The organism is Christiangramia qingdaonensis, assembly GCF_048381525.1.
Classification (GTDB): Bacteria; Bacteroidota; Bacteroidia; order Flavobacteriales; family Flavobacteriaceae; genus Christiangramia.
Genome location: NZ_JBLWIM010000012.1, coordinates 758504 through 776008 on the forward strand (window position 1 = coordinate 758504; position 17505 = coordinate 776008).

Annotated in this window: 19 protein-coding genes and 1 tRNA gene; 7 read left to right on the forward strand and 13 right to left on the reverse strand. The window is 39.1% G+C overall.

The window, feature by feature from the left end:
* Positions 1 to 146 precede the first annotated feature (146 nt).
* Entirely contained in the window at positions 147 to 677 is a 531-nt protein-coding gene (locus ACNI3T_RS08465) for a DUF4494 domain-containing protein (protein ID WP_418227432.1), read from the reverse strand.
* Between the two features lie 576 nt (positions 678 to 1253).
* Between ACNI3T_RS08465 and ACNI3T_RS08470 the strand changes: the two genes are divergently transcribed.
* From ACNI3T_RS08470 to ACNI3T_RS08490, 5 genes are all read left to right on the forward strand, one after another.
* Positions 1254 to 1694, forward strand: coding sequence for a hypothetical protein (locus tag ACNI3T_RS08470; protein ID WP_418227433.1), 441 nt, complete (start codon positions 1254 to 1256; stop codon positions 1692 to 1694).
* Positions 1695 to 1951: 257 nt separating this feature from the next.
* Positions 1952 to 2566, forward strand: coding sequence for a MarC family protein (locus ACNI3T_RS08475; RefSeq protein WP_141878941.1), 615 nt, complete (start codon positions 1952 to 1954; stop codon positions 2564 to 2566).
* A gap of 18 nt (positions 2567 to 2584) precedes the next feature.
* Positions 2585 to 3115, forward strand: coding sequence for a DUF3124 domain-containing protein (locus tag ACNI3T_RS08480; protein WP_418227434.1), 531 nt, complete (start codon positions 2585 to 2587; stop codon positions 3113 to 3115).
* Between the two features lie 177 nt (positions 3116 to 3292).
* Positions 3293 to 3499, forward strand: coding sequence for a hypothetical protein (locus ACNI3T_RS08485; RefSeq protein ID WP_418227435.1), 207 nt, complete (start codon positions 3293 to 3295; stop codon positions 3497 to 3499).
* A gap of 181 nt (positions 3500 to 3680) precedes the next feature.
* Complete coding sequence (locus ACNI3T_RS08490; RefSeq protein ID WP_418227436.1) at positions 3681 to 4424, forward strand: SDR family oxidoreductase; 744 nt, start codon at positions 3681 to 3683, stop codon at positions 4422 to 4424.
* Between the two features lie 81 nt (positions 4425 to 4505).
* On the opposite strand, the gene ACNI3T_RS08495 is transcribed toward ACNI3T_RS08490, so the two are convergent.
* Both ACNI3T_RS08495 and ACNI3T_RS08500 read right to left on the reverse strand, forming a co-directional pair.
* Entirely contained in the window at positions 4506 to 5621 is a 1116-nt protein-coding gene (locus ACNI3T_RS08495) for an alkene reductase (protein WP_418227437.1), read from the reverse strand.
* Positions 5622 to 5867: 246 nt separating this feature from the next.
* Positions 5868 to 5949, reverse strand: a tRNA-Leu gene (locus ACNI3T_RS08500).
* A 283-nt stretch (positions 5950 to 6232) separates the two neighbouring features.
* Between ACNI3T_RS08500 and ACNI3T_RS08505 the strand changes: the two genes are divergently transcribed.
* On the forward strand, positions 6233 to 7624 hold the full coding sequence (locus ACNI3T_RS08505; RefSeq protein ID WP_418227438.1) for a dipeptidase: 1392 nt from the start codon (positions 6233 to 6235) through the stop codon (positions 7622 to 7624).
* Positions 7625 to 7715: 91 nt separating this feature from the next.
* Positions 7716 to 9794, forward strand: coding sequence for a dipeptidyl-peptidase 3 family protein (locus tag ACNI3T_RS08510; protein WP_418227439.1), 2079 nt, complete (start codon positions 7716 to 7718; stop codon positions 9792 to 9794).
* A 61-nt stretch (positions 9795 to 9855) separates the two neighbouring features.
* Here ACNI3T_RS08510 and ACNI3T_RS08515 read toward each other — a convergent pair whose 3' ends face one another.
* The 10 genes from ACNI3T_RS08515 to ruvC all read right to left on the reverse strand — a co-directional run bounded on the left by ACNI3T_RS08515 (position 9856) and on the right by ruvC (position 17450).
* Entirely contained in the window at positions 9856 to 10086 is a 231-nt protein-coding gene (locus tag ACNI3T_RS08515) for a VF530 family protein (RefSeq protein WP_405199807.1), read from the reverse strand.
* Positions 10087 to 10094: 8 nt separating this feature from the next.
* On the reverse strand, positions 10095 to 10670 hold the full coding sequence (locus ACNI3T_RS08520) for a PhnA domain-containing protein (RefSeq protein ID WP_418227440.1): 576 nt from the start codon (positions 10668 to 10670) through the stop codon (positions 10095 to 10097).
* A gap of 79 nt (positions 10671 to 10749) precedes the next feature.
* On the reverse strand, positions 10750 to 11754 hold the full coding sequence (locus ACNI3T_RS08525; RefSeq protein ID WP_418227441.1) for a metal-dependent hydrolase: 1005 nt from the start codon (positions 11752 to 11754) through the stop codon (positions 10750 to 10752).
* Positions 11755 to 11796: 42 nt separating this feature from the next.
* Positions 11797 to 13575: a MutS-related protein gene (locus tag ACNI3T_RS08530; protein ID WP_418227442.1), complete on the reverse strand. Its 1779-nt coding sequence runs from the start codon at positions 13573 to 13575 to the stop codon at positions 11797 to 11799.
* Positions 13572 to 13934, reverse strand: coding sequence for an MmcQ/YjbR family DNA-binding protein (locus ACNI3T_RS08535; protein WP_418227443.1), 363 nt, complete (start codon positions 13932 to 13934; stop codon positions 13572 to 13574). The genes ACNI3T_RS08530 and ACNI3T_RS08535 overlap by 4 nt, the downstream gene beginning before the upstream one ends.
* Before the next feature lie 30 nt (positions 13935 to 13964).
* Positions 13965 to 14579: a DUF4230 domain-containing protein gene (locus ACNI3T_RS08540; protein WP_418227444.1), complete on the reverse strand. Its 615-nt coding sequence runs from the start codon at positions 14577 to 14579 to the stop codon at positions 13965 to 13967.
* 1 nt (position 14580) lies between these two features.
* Complete coding sequence (locus ACNI3T_RS08545) at positions 14581 to 14931, reverse strand: DUF4260 domain-containing protein (RefSeq protein ID WP_418227445.1); 351 nt, start codon at positions 14929 to 14931, stop codon at positions 14581 to 14583.
* Positions 14928 to 15680, reverse strand: a complete 753-nt coding sequence (locus tag ACNI3T_RS08550) for a cyclase family protein (RefSeq protein ID WP_418227446.1) — start codon at positions 15678 to 15680, stop codon at positions 14928 to 14930. The genes ACNI3T_RS08545 and ACNI3T_RS08550 overlap by 4 nt, the downstream gene beginning before the upstream one ends.
* 87 nt (positions 15681 to 15767) lie before the next feature.
* On the reverse strand, positions 15768 to 16895 hold the full coding sequence (hemW, locus tag ACNI3T_RS08555) for a radical SAM family heme chaperone HemW (RefSeq protein ID WP_418227447.1): 1128 nt from the start codon (positions 16893 to 16895) through the stop codon (positions 15768 to 15770).
* Between the two features lie 3 nt (positions 16896 to 16898).
* The gene (gene ruvC / locus ACNI3T_RS08560; RefSeq protein WP_141879260.1) at positions 16899 to 17450 is read right to left on the reverse strand and encodes a crossover junction endodeoxyribonuclease RuvC; all 552 of its coding nucleotides are present in this window, start codon (positions 17448 to 17450) and stop codon (positions 16899 to 16901) included.
* Positions 17451 to 17505: the final 55 nt, after the last annotated feature.

The following is a 17505-nucleotide window of genomic DNA, read 5'->3' on the forward strand; positions in this document are numbered from 1 at the left end:
TTGTTCGTATTGGTTTCCATATAGGCAACTCTTGTGCCATTAGAAAAGCCCTGATAATCAGGGCTTAATTTGATCTTGTTTTAAAATCATGGGTGACAATTCCACACTTTTGCCGTGTAATCTGAATTATTCCTCAATAGTGGAGCTTATTCTGAAGGGACTTCTTCAGTCTTTTCCACAACTTCAGATTTCTCTGTCTCTTCAATTTCTTCTGTTACTTCAGAAGTTACCGTTGATTCTTCTTCATCTGAAAAATATGGGAAAACATCCAGGATTGGTGATTCAGTAATAGCAGGAATGCTATAATCGCCCATTGTTTCCTGTAGAGCCTGCTCCGTATTTTCATAAGCTTCCTTTACATCGTTCGCCTGGATAAGCATGTATAGATTAGACTTTCTCTCCTTTCCACTCTCATCATCATAACTAATTAACGAGACTTTGGACTTGAACCATCTATCTGAATTTTCAAATGGATGAACTTCAGAAAGATTTGCAACCTTTATATTGGTGATCATGAACTCCTCACTTGTGTAAGTCTTCATCTCTTCTGTGATTCTTGCTTCAGCTTCCGTATAAGAAACAGCGTCAAGAAGATAGGTTTCAGTAGTTACTTTACTTTCCCCGGTTTCATGGGTCTTTCTATACTTTACTTTGCACTCGTACCATACTACGCTCATAATGAAAATCTTTTTTTGGGTCGGCAAATATAGATTTTAAAAGCAAAGTGTTTGTAGCAAGTTTGAGAAATTTATAGAAGTTATAAATGTGAAAGTGGAAATGGTTGAAAACCGGTAGATTACCAGTTAGTTTTCTGTAGGTGTGATCCTTTGGTCCGTATTCATTTGAAATGATTTACAGCAATAAGTACAGGTTATTAAAGAAGATTCAGCTGGATCATGCTGTGCTTGCAGTTCCTGGAAATCGTTAAAAAAACCAAGTTTGGTTCTTCCAGTTTTCTCGGGCAGGAGATCACAGCTTTTAAGGTGAACCACATGTTGATTACCAAAGCGTTTTCTGTTCTCAAGATAAAAGCAAAACATTCCCTTCCTTTTGGGCAAAGATAGCGAAAAATGCTCCCTGAATAATCTCAACCTCATAGCTCAAATTTGAGGGCAAATGTATGTTTGCATCTAGAGCTTAAGGTTCAGAAATTATTAATATCTTTTCTGCAGTATTATCTTATGGTTAATTGATTTTTAGATTAGTAAGTTTGAATTCTATTCTATTGAGAATACGCTGTTTATTAAATTAGTATGCAAAAGAAGAAAGTGTTATTTCACAAAATCCACGGTAGATCCAGCAAGATCTTTATTTCCCTGGCATTAGTATGTCTCGTGCTGTATGGTGTGGATTATTTTAATGACATGTTTGGAAGATTCGATAGTGTTCTGTTGTTCAGTGCTCACTTAATTCTTTTATTATTTTGGAGCCGAATGATTTTTTACAAGTCGGTAGTTTCCTGGAACAAGCTTGGAATAAATATCAAAATGAAGGGAATATGGGGGAAGCAGTTTAGTTTTGAAAAAATTCGTTCGGTAGAAATTACAGATAGTGAACTTATTATTATTGGGCGCTACGGAAAAACTTCAATTTTTGATATTAAGCATGTTTCGTTGGTAGATAGAGAGCGAATTGCAAACATTTTTAATCGGTATTGCACGTCTTGTTATTATGAATTGAAGAAGGCCAGCTGAATATTTGAGAATTAAAATATTAGTGTATACAGAAAAAGTAGTGGAGTTGATTGAAGTTTTCATAGACTTCGGGATCGATAAAACTTTATGTAGTGTGATAGCGAAACTTACTTATTGCAAAATCATTTTTATTCTTTTACCAATTGGGGCTATCATCTTAAAAATAATATACAAATCGTGGGTCTAAGGCGATACCAATGGTAATTGAACCTGAATTCCGATCCATTTATTTAATTTAGTTGCCAGACACTGGAACAATGAATGAAATCATCACTACTATCTTCTTTTTTATTGCCGTGATCGATCCGCTTGGGTCAGTACCGGTCTACCTGGAAGCAACTAAGAACATTCCCGAGAAGAAACGTAAGACAGTGGCAATCAGAGCTTCTATCATCGCTTTTCTAATACTCCTTTTCTTTATTATCGTAGGACAGCTTGTTCTTGATGGAATGGATGTTTCCCTGGATGCATTTCAGATCTCGGGTGGTGTGATCCTTTTCCTGTTCGCACTTACGATGATCTTTGGCGATGGTAAACCTGAATCTGAAAAAGGACTTATCAAAGATTACAAGCATGTGGTGATCTTTCCGGTTGCCATCCCGTCTATTGCTTCTCCAGGTGCCATCATGGCGGTGGTGCTAATGACAGATAATAATCTATATACAATACAGCAGCAGGCTGTGACCACAGCATTGGTGCTCGTGGTTATTGCTATTACCTGCATATTGCTATTAACGGCCAATCGTGTGAAAGATCATGTGGGGGAATATGGGATCACCGTGGTAAGTAAGATCATGGGTCTTATACTGGCAGCCTATGCAACCCAATCCATACTGGCAGGATTAAGAGACTTTTTCGTGGTTTTAAAATAGCCTAAGGGCCTAATTGATATGACTAAAAAAAAACATCTACATAAACATTTCTTCGGCTTTTTGATAGTTTTTCTCGTGCTGCAAGCCTGCGAGGATAAGAAGGAGATCAGTTCTATAGATCCTATTAGTTGGGAGTCGAGACAAATTGCTATTCCGGAGAATGATTCCTTAGCTTCCGGGGAAACTTATCTCTCTATCTATTCTGAAATCTATAGTCAGACGGAGCATATTACTCACGATCTAACTGCGACTATTAGCATGAGGAACACCAGTCGTGAGGATACAATTTATGTTGAAAGAGCCGACTATTACGCTACTAATGGAAAGCTCATCCGAACTTATTTTGATGCTCCCATTTTTATCGCACCACTGGAAACGATCGAAATTGTGATCGATGAAACCGATAGATCTGGTGGAACCGGAGCCAATTTTGTTTTTGACTGGCAAGCAAATTTAAACGCTACCGAGCCGGTATTTGATGCTGTGATGATTTCCACTTCCGGACAGCAAGGCCTTTCTTTTACTACACAGGGAATTCGTACTAAATAGTTATTATTCTTAGAAGATAGAACTTCTAGCGTTAACTTGATCGTTGAATACTAGTATTTTAACCAATTTTCTTTTTATTTCTCAGGATTTAATTCTTAAATTTACCATCCAAATCAGGTCTAAACCTACAAATGCCAGCCCTAATCCGCATTTATTAAGACCATAATAAATTGCGTCATGAACAAAGTGAGGTTGTTGGGATTGGGGATGATCATCTTTGGAATCCTCATTGGCTACCTAAGTACAAGTACTAATTTTCATTTAGTGTCAGGAATCATGTTGGGTCTCGGTATAGGATGGACTATAACCGGTAGATTCGGTCGAAAACATGATAATACCATCTCTGGAATTAAAACTACTACTTCAGAAGAGCAAACCGTCTGATACAATATTCATGGTTTAATAACCTTTATCCTCTAAAAATACTTCTTATCAATTTTATTTTATTAACTCAGGTCAATCAACCAGGTTAAACTATTTACAAACCTACTAGCCAAATTTATACAGCTCCTTATCCTCTTGTATTTTTGTCTCCGAATTTAAGTGAAATCTAAAACTCACAATTATGGAAGATAATATTAAAGGAAAAGTAGTAATTATAACAGGTGGTAGTAGTGGACTTGGTGAAAATACAGCCCGTCATTTAGCTTCACGTGGAGCAAAGGTAGTAATTGCTGCTCGACGTAAGGAAAAACTGGAGGCCATTGCAGATGATATCAGGAAAGATGGAGGTGAAGCGCTTGTAGTGGAGACTGACGTTACTAAAAGAGACGACCTGAAAAATCTCATTGAACTTAGTAAAAAAGAATATGGTAAAATTGATGTTCTTATCAATAATGCCGGATTGATGGCTATTGCACCTCTTGCCGAAGATAAAGTGGAGGAGTGGGATAAAATGATTGATATTAATGTTAAAGGTGTTCTTTACGGAATTTCCGCAGCGCTACCAGTATTCCAGGAACAGGGATTTGGTCATTTTATAAACCTTTCTTCAGTTGCCGGAATCAAAGTATTTAGTCCTGGAGGAACCGTTTATAGCGGAACTAAATATGCAGTAAGAGCAATTTCTGATGGTTTACGTCACGAGGTTGGTGGAAACATTAGAACAACGACCATAGAGCCTGGAGCTATAGATTCTGAATTAAAATATGGATCAAGCCATGATGAAAGTTCAGAAAATGTAAAAGAATTTTACAAACAGGCTATTCCTGGAGATTCTATCGCCAGAGCTATAGCGTATGCGATTGAGCAACCAAAAGAGGTAGACGTGAATGAGATCGTAATCAGACCTACGGTTCAGGAATTCTAATTTATCTGTTTATACCGAAGCAAAAAAAAGTCCTTCAGAAACTTCTGAAGGACTTTTTTATAGTATTAAACTTCAGGTTTTTTACTGAAGCATTGCAGCTCTTTCTGTTTTAACCTCATAGTCGGTATAACCTTTTGCTCCTCCCGAGTAAAATGTATCCTCATTCCAGGAATCCAGTTCAACGCTCTGTTCAAATCTTTCAACAAGATCTGGATTAGAAATAAATGGTTTTCCGAAGGCAACAAGATCTGCATCACCATCTTCAAGCACTGCATTCCCTTTTTTCTGATCAAAATTCGTATTGATCATCAATGTTCCCTTGTAGATAGGTCGATAACGTTTCGCGATATCTGTTTCAGCAAAAGAAATTTCAGAAACGTCTGTAAAAGGTTCAGAGAGGTGGAGGTAAGAAAGATCGTATTCGTTCAGCTTCTTGATGATATAATCGAAAGTAGGGATCGTTTCTTCATCCATAGTCATCCCGAATAGGCCGTGCATGGAAGGATTTAAGCGAATCCCGATTCGATTTTCCGGCATTACTTCCTTCACCGCATCCAGAACATCAAAAAGTATTCTTGACCTTTTTTCTATAGAACCGCCATAATCATCGTTTCTATGATTGGAAGTTGCATTGAAAAACTGGTGAAAAAGATACCCGTTGCTGGAATGTATTTCTACTCCGTCAAATCCTGCTTCCATAGAATTTTGAGCCGCCTGCTTAAAATCTTCAATGGTTTGCTTGATATCTTCAGTAGTCATTTCCCTGGGTACAACCGTATCCTTAAAACCTTCTGGTGTGAACGATTTTGAATTCGGATTGATGGGAGATGGCGCCAATGGCAATTCACCGCCATGAAAATCTGGATGTGACATTCTACCCACATGCCATAGCTGAATAAAGATCTTTCCATCGGCATTATGAACTGCTGAGGTCACGTCTTTCCAGGCTTCAACCTGTTCCTTTGTATGAATTCCGGGAGTATTAATATATCCAACGGCATCTTTAGAAACCTGGGAACCTTCAGAAATTATAAGACCAGCGCTCGCTCTTTGTCGGTAATATTCTGAATGGAGTTCAGGAATAGCTTTCTTCTCTGGATTATCTGCACGACCACGGGTCATTGGAGCCATGATGACACGATTTTTTAATTCCAGATCGCCTAATTTATATGTTTTTAATAATGCTTGTGTACTCATGATTTGATTCTTAAAAATTGAATACAAAAATATGGCCTGTGGAAGGGAAAATAATTGACATGGAATAACAGGACTTGTTAAAGCATGTTAAGCTGTAGAAGATTTTCTAAAAGCAATTGGCAAAATTTATGGATTCAGGAATTCAGACAGCCTAAAAAGATATATCAGGTTAGGTCTGATTGTAAAATTTTTCTTCGGAAGAGGGAATAAAAAAAAGCTTCAGATTTCTCTGAAGCTTTTTCGTTGTGCGGGCGAGAGGACTCGAACCTCCACACCTTGCGGCACTAGATCCTAAGTCTAGCGTGTCTACCAATTCCACCACGCCCGCAATTTAAAGTTTCACAACACTTAGGACTCGTTGTGATTCCCTGCTTAATTACTTAAGCGGGTGCAAATATAAAGATAAGTTTCAATTTTCAAACAGTCTTCCAGAAAAAAATTAAAAAAATTTCAGCTAAAATTTAGTGACTACAACTAAGGTTCTGATTTTCAGCATGGATCAATTTTCATGAACTTGAACATAATTTATTTTCTTATGAAAACACTAAGAGCTTTGAGACCAACTTTCCGCCGACTTCTTTATAACTTTACGCAAACCTGAAAATTAGTACATGGATTCTATAAAATCATACCTCGAAGAACATAAAGACAGATTTGTCGATGAATTAAAGGAATTATTAAAGATTCCTTCGATCTCTGCAGATGCAAACTACAAGGACGACATGCTGAAGGCTGCGGAAGCTGTGAAGCAAAGTCTACTGGATGCTGGTTGTGATACTGCAGAGGTTGCACCAACTCCAGGTCATCCTGTCGTATATGCTGAAAAGATCATTAACAAAGATCTTCCAACGGTGCTTGTATATGGGCATTACGATGTGCAGCCACCAGATCCATTGGATCTATGGAATTCTCCGCCTTTTGAACCTGTTGTGCAAAAAACCGATATTCATCCTGAAGGGGCAATTTTCGCCCGGGGAGCCTGTGATGATAAAGGACAGATGTATATGCATGTAAAAGCCATGGAATACATGACCAAAAATGATGAATTGCCATGTAATGTGAAATTCATGATCGAAGGTGAGGAGGAAGTAGGAAGTGAGCACCTGGATTGGTTTATTAAGGAGAACAAGGAGAAACTTCAGAATGATGTTATCCTGATCTCGGATACTGGAATGATCTCCAAAGACACCCCATCTATCACAACCGGTCTACGCGGACTCTCTTACGTAGAAGTGGAAGTGACCGGAGCGAATAGGGACCTGCATTCAGGTCTTTACGGTGGTGCGGTAGCAAATCCTCTGAACGTCTTAAGTGAAATGATCTCCAAACTTACAGATGATAACAATCATATAAGCATTCCTGGATTTTATGATAACGTGGAAAATCTTAGTGATGAGGAACGCTCTAAAATGGCAGAAGCACCTTTCAGCATTGAAGAATATAAAGAAAAATTGGATATCAGGGATGTTCATGGAGAGGAAGGATATTCTACGCTGGAGAGGGGTTCTATCAGACCAACGCTGGACGTAAATGGAATGTGGGGTGGTTATATAGGTGAAGGAGCCAAAACAGTGCTTCCATCAAAGGCTTATGCAAAAATATCCATGCGACTGGTTCCTAATCAGGATCACAAAGAAATTACCGAATTGTTCACAAAACACTTTGAAAGTCTGGCACCAGATAGTGTTCGAGTGAAAGTGAAACCTCACCATGGCGGCTATCCATATGTAACTCCAATAGACACGATAGGTTACCAGGCGGCCAGTGCAGCCTATGAGGAGACTTTCGGAAAAACGCCGATCCCGCAGAGAAGTGGGGGAAGTATTCCCATTGTATCCCTGTTTGAAAAAGAACTGGATAGTAAGATCATCCTGATGGGCTTTGGTCTGGATACCGATGCGATCCATTCTCCTAACGAGCATTTCGGAATATGGAATTATCTAAAAGGTATTGAAACCATCCCATGGTTTTACAAACATTTTACTGAAACGAGTAAAAAATAGAGAATATATCAATATTTCTATATAACGGGGGATCAGGTTCACAGAATTTGATTCCCCGTTTTAGTATATTTGCCGCACTAAAATTATTTTCATGAATAAAATATTAAGTACCTGCCTTCTTGCATCGGCATTGGCTTTCGTTTCCTGTAATGAGGACAAGGAAAATGCAGATAAGGATGAGCAGCAGGAGATCGCGATGAACTCAGATTTTGAGGTAAACGTAGATGAATTTGCAGATATTAAAGTACTTCGCTACCAGATTCCGGGATGGGAAAACTTAAGTCTGAAAGAGCAGAAGTTAGTCTATTATCTAACCCAGGCAGGACTTGCGGGGAGAGATATTATGTGGGACCAGAATTACCGTCATAACCTGGAAATTCGTGAAGCCCTAGAAAATATTTATACAAACTATGAAGGCGACCAGTCTTCAGAAGAGTGGAATTCATTCGAAACTTACTTGAAAAGAGTTTGGTTCTCGAACGGGATTCACCATCATTATTCCAATGCTAAAATCAAACCTGAATTCAGCAAAGAATATTTTGATACGCTCTTAAAAGAAAGCAATACCGAACTTACAGGTGAAGCTTACGAAGTAATCTTCAATGATAAGGATGCGAAAAAGGTAAATCTTAATGAAGCTGATGGTTTACTGGAAGGTTCTGCCATCAATTTCTATGGTCCTGATGTAACTGCTGCGGAAGTGGATGCATTCTACGCGAAAAAGAAATCTCCAAATCCTGAAAGACCACTTTCTTACGGACTTAATTCCAAGCTGGTAAAGGAGAATGGAAAACTGGTAGAGAAAGTTTATAAGAGTGGAGGACTTTACGGTGAAGCGATCGATGAGATCATCAAATGGCTGGAAAAAGCAAAAGGTGTTGCTGAAAACGAAAAGCAGGCGAATGCTTTAGGTCTTTTGATCGATTACTATACTACAGGAGACCTGAAAACCTGGGATGATTACAACGTTGCCTGGGTTGAAGCTACTGAAGGTAATATTGATTATATCAACAGTTTTATAGAAGTTTATAATGATCCAAAAGGTTACAGAGGATCTTATGAAAATATCGTTCAGATAAAGGATTTTGATATGTCTAAAAAGATGAGCGTTCTTGAGAATGAAGTGCAGTGGTTCGAGGATAACTCGCCAATTATGGATGAGCATAAAAAAGATTCTGTAGTAGGGGTAACTTACAAAACCGTGATCGTTGCTGGTGAAGCAGGTGATGCATCTCCAAGTACGCCAATTGGTGTAAACCTTCCAAATGCGAACTGGATTCGTAAAGAGCATGGAAGTAAATCTGTTTCTTTAGGAAACATCATTTCTGCTTACGAAAGCGCAGGTGGATCTGATAAACTGAAGGAATTTGCACATGATGAAGAAGAAGTACAACTTTCTGAACAATACGGGAAAGAGGCAGATAAGCTACATACTGCATTGCACGAAGTAGTTGGTCACGCTTCAGGACAAATGAATGCTGGTGTTGGAGAAACCAAGGAAACTCTAAAGAACTATGCATCTACACTTGAAGAAGGTCGTGCAGATCTCGTAGGTCTATATTACCTGATGGATCCAAAACTGGAAGAACTTGGACTTACAGATGATTCTGAAAAACTGGGGAAAGCTGCTTACAACGATTATATTCGTAATGGATTGATGACGCAGTTAGTAAGAATTGAGCCGGGTCAGGATATTGAAGAAGCTCATATGCGTAACAGGCAATGGGTGAGTAAATGGGTTTACGAAAGAGGTCAGGAAGAAGGAGTTATTGAAAAAGTTGAAAAAGATGGTAAGATCTATTTCAATATCAAGGACTACCAGAAGCTACGTTCCCTTTTCGGAGACCTGCTTAAGGAAACTCAGAGAATCAAGTCTGAAGGTGATTTCCAGGCGGCAAAAGACCTGGTAGAAAACTACGGTGTAAAGGTAGATCAGGATATTCACAAACAGGTATTGGACAGAAACTCCAAATTCAAATCGGCTCCATATAGCGGATTCGTGAATCCTGTTTTGGTTGCTGAAATGGATGAGAATGATGAAATCATTTCGATCAAAGTAACCCAGCCGAGATCTTTCGAAGAGCAGATGCTGGATTATTCTGAAAACTATAGTTTCTTAACTGAAAAGAAAGAAAAAGAAGAAAAAGAAGTTGCTAAAACTGAAGAGTAGTCAGTAGCAGAATTATAGAAAAAAAGCGGCCAGTTGGCCGCTTTTTTTTGTGAGTATATTTCTATTTGAAGTTTGTCTTAAGATACAAACGCTCCACTTTTTCTCTTGCCCAGAGTTCCTTCCGAAGAAATTTTAAGCTAGACTTTTTTGTTGGATTGGATTTAAAGCAATTGATGTTGATCCTTTCAGCAAGCCCTTCCCATCCATAATGATCATGTAAAGAATCAAGGATATCAGCAAGTTTGACACCGTGTAAAGGATTGTTTGGCTGAGTGTTCTTTTTATTTTCCATAAGCGTGATTAGGTTTTTTTCACAAACTTGGTGAGCAATACGATCTGCTGGCCTTCAACTTTACCCTCAATTTGCTCGGCATTATCATGAACCAGCGATATTCTTCTAACTGCGGTTCCTCTTTTTGCTGTAAGACTGCTGCCCTTTACATTCAGATCTTTGATCAAAACAACACTGTCTCCTGCTTCCAGCACGACACCATTACTATCTTTATGAACGAGCTGAGGTTCGGTTTCCTCAGTCTGTATACCTGCTTTAGCCCAGTGTTTTAACTCATCTTCCATATACATCATATCGAGTAAGTCCTGCGGCCAGCCTTCAGATTTAAGTCTGTTCAACATTCTCCACGAAATAACCTGTACGGCAGGTATCGTACTCCACATACTGTCGTTAAGACAACGCCAGTGATTTGGTTCTACTTTTTCAGGATCTTCTATTTGAGACTCACAGTTCTGGCAGATCAAAATCTCTGCTTCCTGGTCCTCTGGAGCTTCAGAAACTATATATACATTCAGGTGTTCGGTTTGACCGCACAATTCACAGGTGGAATCACTGCGTTCTCTTAATTTATCTTCAGAAATCATTTATTTGAACATTTTGAGAAGCAAAGGTAGCTTAAAGCCATGCTTTTTTACGACTTTCTGGCTTTTTCAATAATTTGATTCAATTGCCAAGGATTCTGCTCCACAATTCAGGGAGCAAACTTTCTGCATCTTCCATAGAACGTTCGGTTTCAGTGGCGGTTAATTCTCCATTCTCATCCTGTAATAAAAAGCTGAAAATAAATGGCGCTTCGGGATCATTCATATCCAGTTTTCCGAAGCGAAGATCATTGAAATAAAGTTGCTCGTTCTTCTCGCTGAAAGTATACCAGCCTTCGCTGATATCAATTAAACGCTTTAAGTTGGGGTCACCTGCAAGACTGTCGGCAAACGTATGATTCTTAGGTACTTCTTGAAAACTTATGGGTTTGGTGTCAAAAATGGAATAGTCGGCGATCAAAAAATGATCCTTAGCCTCAATATTTGCACTCCATAAGATACTATTCATAGGCGCAGGCCGTGTATCCATTCTTTGATAGGAAACCGACTGTTCTTCAAGCGCATTTTCGAACTTGTTATAAGTGATCCATTTGAGTGCAGGAGTGATCAACAGCAGGTAAACGCTACTAATGATCAAACCAAGTCGATTGTATTTCGTTCGTTTTGGATCATCCCGCTTTAAGCGCATCGCCATGATAAGCAGGACTAAAAACGGCAATGTATAAAGTGGATCAATAACAAATATATTCTTATAAGCCAGTCTTAGATCGAATGGCCAGAATAGCTGTGTGCCCCAGGTGGTATGTGCATCGAGCAGGGGATGAGTGAAAAGTCCCCAGAACATGAGCCATGACCAGTTCTTCCAGGTTGCTGCAGATTTTGATTCGATCTTTGAGATAAGCCATCCAAAAACCGGCGCAAACAGGACTGAAAATACTATAGAATGAGAAAATCCCCGGTGGATCTCGGTGGCAGTGATCGTATCGTATGCATAACCTACAAAAGTGTCCAGATCTGGAATAGTTCCGGCGATCGCTCCATACAACATCGCTTTATTTCCAACTTTTTTACCCAGAACAGCTTCTCCAACAGCTGCGCCTAATACAATTTGTGTCAATGAATCCATAAGCGATGTAGTCTAATTGTCTTGTGAAAACTTACCTGTAGATCAATCTTTCACGATCTGCATTTTTCTAAGTAAGAATGAAGCATTCATATTCTGGCAAATTCCTTTTTTGAATCGGTAATCAAAATGAAGTTCATTATTCTCAATTTCGGCATCGAAATAGTAATTCTTTACCTGTTCGAACTGGTTGGCAGTTTCGCATAAACTAAGGTCATGTGTAGCAATGATCCCAGTTGAGTTGGATTTCACTAGGCGTTCAATGAACTTTTTAGAGCCTATCGCCTTATCTGTACTGTTGGTGCCTTTCAGGATCTCATCGAGAATGATAAAGTATTTCTCGGTCTGAATTTTATCCACGATATACTTTAGTCTTTTCAATTCAGAAAAGAAATAAGACTCATCATCACCCAGCGAGTCACTGGTACGCATGCTGCTTATCAATTTGATAGGTGAATAGGTACAGGAATCGGCACATACCGGAAGTCCCATGTTCGACATTACGATTTGCAACGCGACCGTTCTTAAAAAAGTACTTTTTCCAGCCATATTTGCACCGGTAATGATAAAAAACTGGTCACTTTCTATTCTGAAATCGTTATCTACACGTTTAGTTTGCTTTAGAAGTGGATGCCCTAGTTCTTTTGCTTCTATACCAGTAGGTACTTCAGAAATTTTCGGAAAGGTATATTGTTGATGATTAAAGGCGAAATTACCGAGGCTGTTGTACGCATCAAAGTTTTCTACTGCCTTAAACCAGTTGCTAACTTCCGTTCGATGCTGAAGTATCCATTTTTCGAGTCGGTAAGATTGTTTTAGATCCCAGAGCATAAATCCATTCGCAAGAAATCCAAATAGAAAATTATTCCGTTGATCCAGCGCATCAATTCCTTTACTGAATTCCTTTAATATTTCTGAAGCTTTCCGTTTTTCCGAAGCAATGGAAGTTTGAAGATCATGGAGAATAACCGACTCAAATTTTTCGTCTTCAATAAAGCCGAGTAGCTGGTAATATTGCTGAAAAGTATCCTGTACCTTTCCGATTGCAGAGGATAATTGATTGATCCTGCCAACGTAAATGGCGGTGATCATGATTCCTATAAGCAACCATAATAACAACTGGTAAAATCCAATAAAACTGAAATAATAGGCGAGGATGACTCCCACAGAAATAGTCGTAAAAACTAATGGTAACCAGCGCATTACTGAAGGGACAAAAGCTTTATAATTTGCAATCCATTTGAGAATGGTCTTCGAAGAATTTTCGGTTCTTACCAGCGTAGCGGTAGCACTGAATTCCTGTCGCCAGTCGGCTTTGTTAGCGAGCTCTTTTATTGCTTCCTGTTTTTCAGTAATTCGGGCAGTGTCATTACTCAGTAGAAAAGATGAAAGTTTGCTGGCTCCTTCAGCTAAAGCAGTTCTATTGAGATACTGAAAAAAGCTTTTTCTTCCGAAGAGATCGATATCACGACTAAAATCATGATCTTCAACATCAAATTCCTTTCCCTCTGGTAAATTCAGAAAATCTCCTGTTTCGAGAACGTGGATCTCAGTTTCGTTTATAGAGATCAAAGCTTCCATTTTATCCTTTTCGCGTTTAAGACCTGAATGTCTTGAGATAAGGAAGATAAATAGTGCCAGGCAGCCGATGACCGCAGGAATAACGATTTGTACCTGATCGTAGAAAAAATAAATTGCGGCACATAAAGCAAGAAACACCAGTAATCTCAGGATACTCGAAACCGCCAGTTTTCCTGATAACTTCTTTCTATCCTGCTCGTATTTGTTCTTTCTATCCTTATAAAAAGCTAAAGGTTCTTTCATTCTAAACTATCTAATTCCTGCTTAAGTTTTCTGGTTAATCCTGCAACTACCAGTTCATAACTATGATCTATGAGTTTCCTGGTCAATTCCGGATCTACTCCACCATCCGTTATTAACGTATTCCAGTGACGTTTATTCATGTGATAACCCGGTAAAATTGTATCCGGGTATTCTTCCCTTAGCTGAACAGCACAATCGGGATCACATTTTAAATTCACTCTAAGTGGAACTTCATCGAGGCTGGCAATGCTAAACATCTTGCCCATGACCTTAAAAACAAGATTATCAGGGCCAAATGGCAAATGCTCTGAAACACCTCTCTTTATTAAGCAATAATCCCTGAACTGGTCTATATTCATAAAAATTAGTGTTTAATAGAGCGAGACATTCTATTTTTCCAGTTTAGGAGCTTCTGTATTTTCAATGGTAAGTGCGGTGTAATCCAACTTCCAGCCAATGGTTTCCACGATCTTTTCCATAAGCGCAATCGTACCCAAAGCTTCTTTTTGTGCCTGCTCCATGAGTCCGCTTTGAGGAATCTTGTCTACGATGGTTTTTTTGGCGTCACGATTAATGTCTGTAAGGTCTGAGGTTGTAAAAGGATTCGCCCAGCCTTCGCGCTTATCGTAATATTTAAAATCTGTTTCGATCGTTAATAATTCCGGTTGCGGGAAATTGGTAAGAATGATCTTCTTATTCTCATTATCGCTTTGCATTCTCACCTTGCTCAAATCAAATCCGACGTGGGCTTTCGCCTGTACCAGCACAATGGCTTTCTTCTTTCCAAAGACCAGGCTAATGTATTTTTCTTTTAGATTCTCGTAATGATAGATCTCAGAAAAATCACCTTCTACAGTGATGAATTTGCAAACGCTTCTAATCTTATCCATAAGAACAACAGATTGTTCATTGGTCTTCTCCATAGAACGATTCTTATTGAAGATCGAAAAAATAAAGTATGCAGCAACCGCACCGGCGGCAAGTCCTATAAATAGTAATTCCATATTATGTACCTATTTCACCTAAATGAGTGAATTTAAATCCTTTTTCATATTTAAGACCATATTCAAAACAACGATCAAAACTGGAATGTGCAAAAAGCATGATTCCCGCAAGCTGTAAATATGCGTTATCGAGCATGATTCCCGTCAGGTAGATCGCAACGGCAATTCCTTTGTGATGAAAAATATTATAGGAATATGCACCAGTCTTATCACTTGCAAGATAACCCAACATGCCAATATCGGGAACTAAAAATAAGCCTGCAAACCACCACCAGCTATAATCCAGTGTTGTGAAGAGAAAAATACCTAGAATAAGCATGGCAAATTCTTCGATTTTCAAACTTAGCTTCATCTGTCGAGAATTTTATACAAGACCGGTTTTGATGGTGCTGCGTCATTTTCGAAAGATGCCGGCTGCAAACTTAAAAAGTAGGAACCATCCTCGATCTTATTTGGAACATAGATCAATTCTGTGATCGTCGCATGGTAGCGAATCTCCTTCGGGTAGTTCCAGAAGGCTTTGTGAGCCAGAAGTTTTCCTTCATCCTTCTCTTTATCTACAGAAGGCTGATCTATAAGCAGGTGGTCAATTCCCTGTTCTCTCAAAAAATTAGCCGCCGCTTCCTCGAGATATGGCCAGTTTGTATGAGAATGATGTTTGGAGATCTTACCAATATGATTTGGTAGTGTCCTGATAATGATCGCTTCAGCTGTAGAATCCTTTAAAGCTTTTTCGAATTGTGCTCTTCTGAAAATACGGTCTTCACCAGTAATTGCCGGTTCTAAAGAGATGACTTCTGCCTTAAAGAAGAAACGTTTTAAATGCTGCTGAATAAAATTCGGTTCTTTGGTGATATGACCAACACATTCGGTATGCGTGGCGTGAGCATGAGGATTGAAGCTGATATTATTAAAATTCACTGAAGCGCCCGCACTTACTTTTCCAATAAAATTACCATCAATCACCGGCTTGATCTCGGGGTGTTCCAGATACCAGGCGATTGGATTTTTTTCATCACCACGCAGACTAATGGAAATATCCAGAGGTTTGGAAAGATCCAAACGAAAATCTGAATTCTGGTAATGTATGCTGGCGATCATAAGAGATGAATATGCTCAACAAATGTAAGATTGTAAACCGATAATCGGCTAGCGCTGAACTTGATATTTTCAAGGCTAGCCAAAATTTTAGTCATCGAGGTAAAAAAGCTCGGCAGCAATTCCATCGCTTAGAAATTTACCTTTTTCAGAAATATGAAATCCGGAATCAAGCTTTTCAATTTGTCCGTTTTCAAGAAAAATTTGTGATTCCTTTATAAAGTGTTGTTCGTAAAGCTTTCCAAAGTTGTGGTGAATATCTTCTGAATTTACGCCGAATTTTGTGCGTAACCTCGTCATAATATATTCGTTATAGGAATCTGTTAGCGATAAAACTTCCTGCTGTTGCGGAATTTTATTTTCTGCTAATGCCGAAATATATAATGAATTATTCGCCACGTTCCAGCTTCTGGTCTTACCGTCATAAGAATGGGCAGATGGTCCAATTCCCAGGTAAGGTTTTCCCAGCCAGTATGCCATGTTATTTTGCGAGTGAAAGCCTTGTTTTCCATAATTTGAAAACTCATAATGCTCAAATCCGGCGATTGTAAGTTTTTGCACCAGGATATCGAAATGCTTCCTGAACTTCTCGTCTGTAACCGGTTGGATCTTTCCTTTCTTGATAAAAGTTTCCAGTGCTGTTTTTGGTTCTACGGTAAGCGCATAACTGGAAATATGAGGAATGTCTAATTCCAGAGCGATTTCCAGATTCTCGATCCATTGCTCATCAGATTGTCCGGGAATTCCGTAAATAAGATCAATACTGATATTATCGAAATATCGCTTCGCAAGTTTCAGGCATTCTAATGCTTCCGTTGCGTTGTGAGCGCGATTCATCAATTTCAGATCAGCTTCAAAAAAGGACTGCACACCAATACTTAGTCGGTTTATTGGCGAATCATTCAGCATTTTCAAAACCTCTTCCGAAAGATCATCGGGATTTGCCTCGAGAGTGATCTCGGCACTGTCTGAAACTTTGAAATTCTGGTTGATGTTTAGAAAGATCGATTCTAGTTCTTCCGAAGAGAGTAGAGAAGGAGTTCCGCCTCCAAAGTAGATGGTTTGTATAGGTCCGTGAATTTCATTTTTTCGCATTTCCAGTTCCCTGCCAAGCATTTCAACAAGTTGCCCCTTCTTCTTTGTAGAGGTGGAAAAGTGGAAATCACAATAGTGACAGGCCTGTTTGCAAAAAGGAATATGAATATAGATTCCACTCATGATCTATTTGATCTTACCCGGGTTTTGCTTAACAAATGCGCTCCAGCCTGTGTAGCTTTTGCCAATTTCGGTTTTTCCAGAATTATAAAAGTGACAAACCGCTGCAGCCAGACCATCTGTAGCATCAAGGTTTTTTGGAAGTTCCCCGATCTTCAGCATACTTTGCAGCATTTTTGCAACCTGCTCTTTACTGGCATTTCCATTCCCGGTGATAGCCATTTTAATTTTCTTCGGAAGGTATTCTGTAATCGGAACTTCGCGCGATAATCCCGCGGCCATGGCTACTCCCTGCGCCCGCCCCAGTTTTAACATGGACTGCACATTCTTGCCGAAGAACGGTGCTTCAATGGCAATTTCATCGGGATGATAGGTATCTATAAGTTCTATGGTTCTCTCAAAAATAAGTTTCAGCTTTACATAATGATCGCTGTACTTGTTGAGCTGTAGTTCATTCATTTGAATAAAGCTCATGTTCTTATTAACTACCTTGATCAAGCCAAAACCCATGATCGTAGTTCCGGGGTCAATTCCCAGGATGATCCTTTCCCCTTGTATAGTTCTTTTCTCTGTCGTGCTACTCACTAAAATTGCCTAATTTGGACTACTGCAA

Bases quoted from the DNA above. Each gene is read 5' to 3' on its own strand.
- ACNI3T_RS08495 (WP_418227437.1), bottom strand. From the start codon at position 5,621: ATGAGTACACAAGCATTATTAAAAACATATAAATTAGGCGATCTGGAA.
- ACNI3T_RS08490 (WP_418227436.1), top strand. From the start codon at position 3,681: ATGGAAGATAATATTAAAGGAAAAGTAGTAATTATAACAGGTGGTAGT.
- ACNI3T_RS08510 (WP_418227439.1), top strand. From the start codon at position 7,716: ATGAATAAAATATTAAGTACCTGCCTTCTTGCATCGGCATTGGCTTTC.
- ACNI3T_RS08515 (WP_405199807.1), bottom strand. From the start codon at position 10,086: ATGGAAAATAAAAAGAACACTCAGCCAAACAATCCTTTACACGGTGTC.
- ACNI3T_RS08550 (WP_418227446.1), bottom strand. From the start codon at position 15,680: ATGATCGCCAGCATACATTACCAGAATTCAGATTTTCGTTTGGATCTT.
- ACNI3T_RS08545 (WP_418227445.1), bottom strand. From the start codon at position 14,931: ATGAAGCTAAGTTTGAAAATCGAAGAATTTGCCATGCTTATTCTAGGT.
- ACNI3T_RS08465 (WP_418227432.1), bottom strand. From the start codon at position 677: ATGAGCGTAGTATGGTACGAGTGCAAAGTAAAGTATAGAAAGACCCAT.
- hemW (WP_418227447.1), bottom strand. From the start codon at position 16,895: ATGAGTGGAATCTATATTCATATTCCTTTTTGCAAACAGGCCTGTCAC.
- ACNI3T_RS08520 (WP_418227440.1), bottom strand. From the start codon at position 10,670: ATGATTTCTGAAGATAAATTAAGAGAACGCAGTGATTCCACCTGTGAA.
- ACNI3T_RS08480 (WP_418227434.1), top strand. From the start codon at position 2,585: ATGACTAAAAAAAAACATCTACATAAACATTTCTTCGGCTTTTTGATA.
- ACNI3T_RS08475 (WP_141878941.1), top strand. From the start codon at position 1,952: ATGAATGAAATCATCACTACTATCTTCTTTTTTATTGCCGTGATCGAT.
- ACNI3T_RS08505 (WP_418227438.1), top strand. From the start codon at position 6,233: ATGGATTCTATAAAATCATACCTCGAAGAACATAAAGACAGATTTGTC.
- ACNI3T_RS08535 (WP_418227443.1), bottom strand. From the start codon at position 13,934: ATGAATATAGACCAGTTCAGGGATTATTGCTTAATAAAGAGAGGTGTT.
- ACNI3T_RS08525 (WP_418227441.1), bottom strand. From the start codon at position 11,754: ATGGATTCATTGACACAAATTGTATTAGGCGCAGCTGTTGGAGAAGCT.
- ACNI3T_RS08540 (WP_418227444.1), bottom strand. From the start codon at position 14,579: ATGGAATTACTATTTATAGGACTTGCCGCCGGTGCGGTTGCTGCATAC.
- ACNI3T_RS08530 (WP_418227442.1), bottom strand. From the start codon at position 13,575: ATGAAAGAACCTTTAGCTTTTTATAAGGATAGAAAGAACAAATACGAG.
- ACNI3T_RS08485 (WP_418227435.1), top strand. From the start codon at position 3,293: ATGAACAAAGTGAGGTTGTTGGGATTGGGGATGATCATCTTTGGAATC.
- ACNI3T_RS08470 (WP_418227433.1), top strand. From the start codon at position 1,254: ATGCAAAAGAAGAAAGTGTTATTTCACAAAATCCACGGTAGATCCAGC.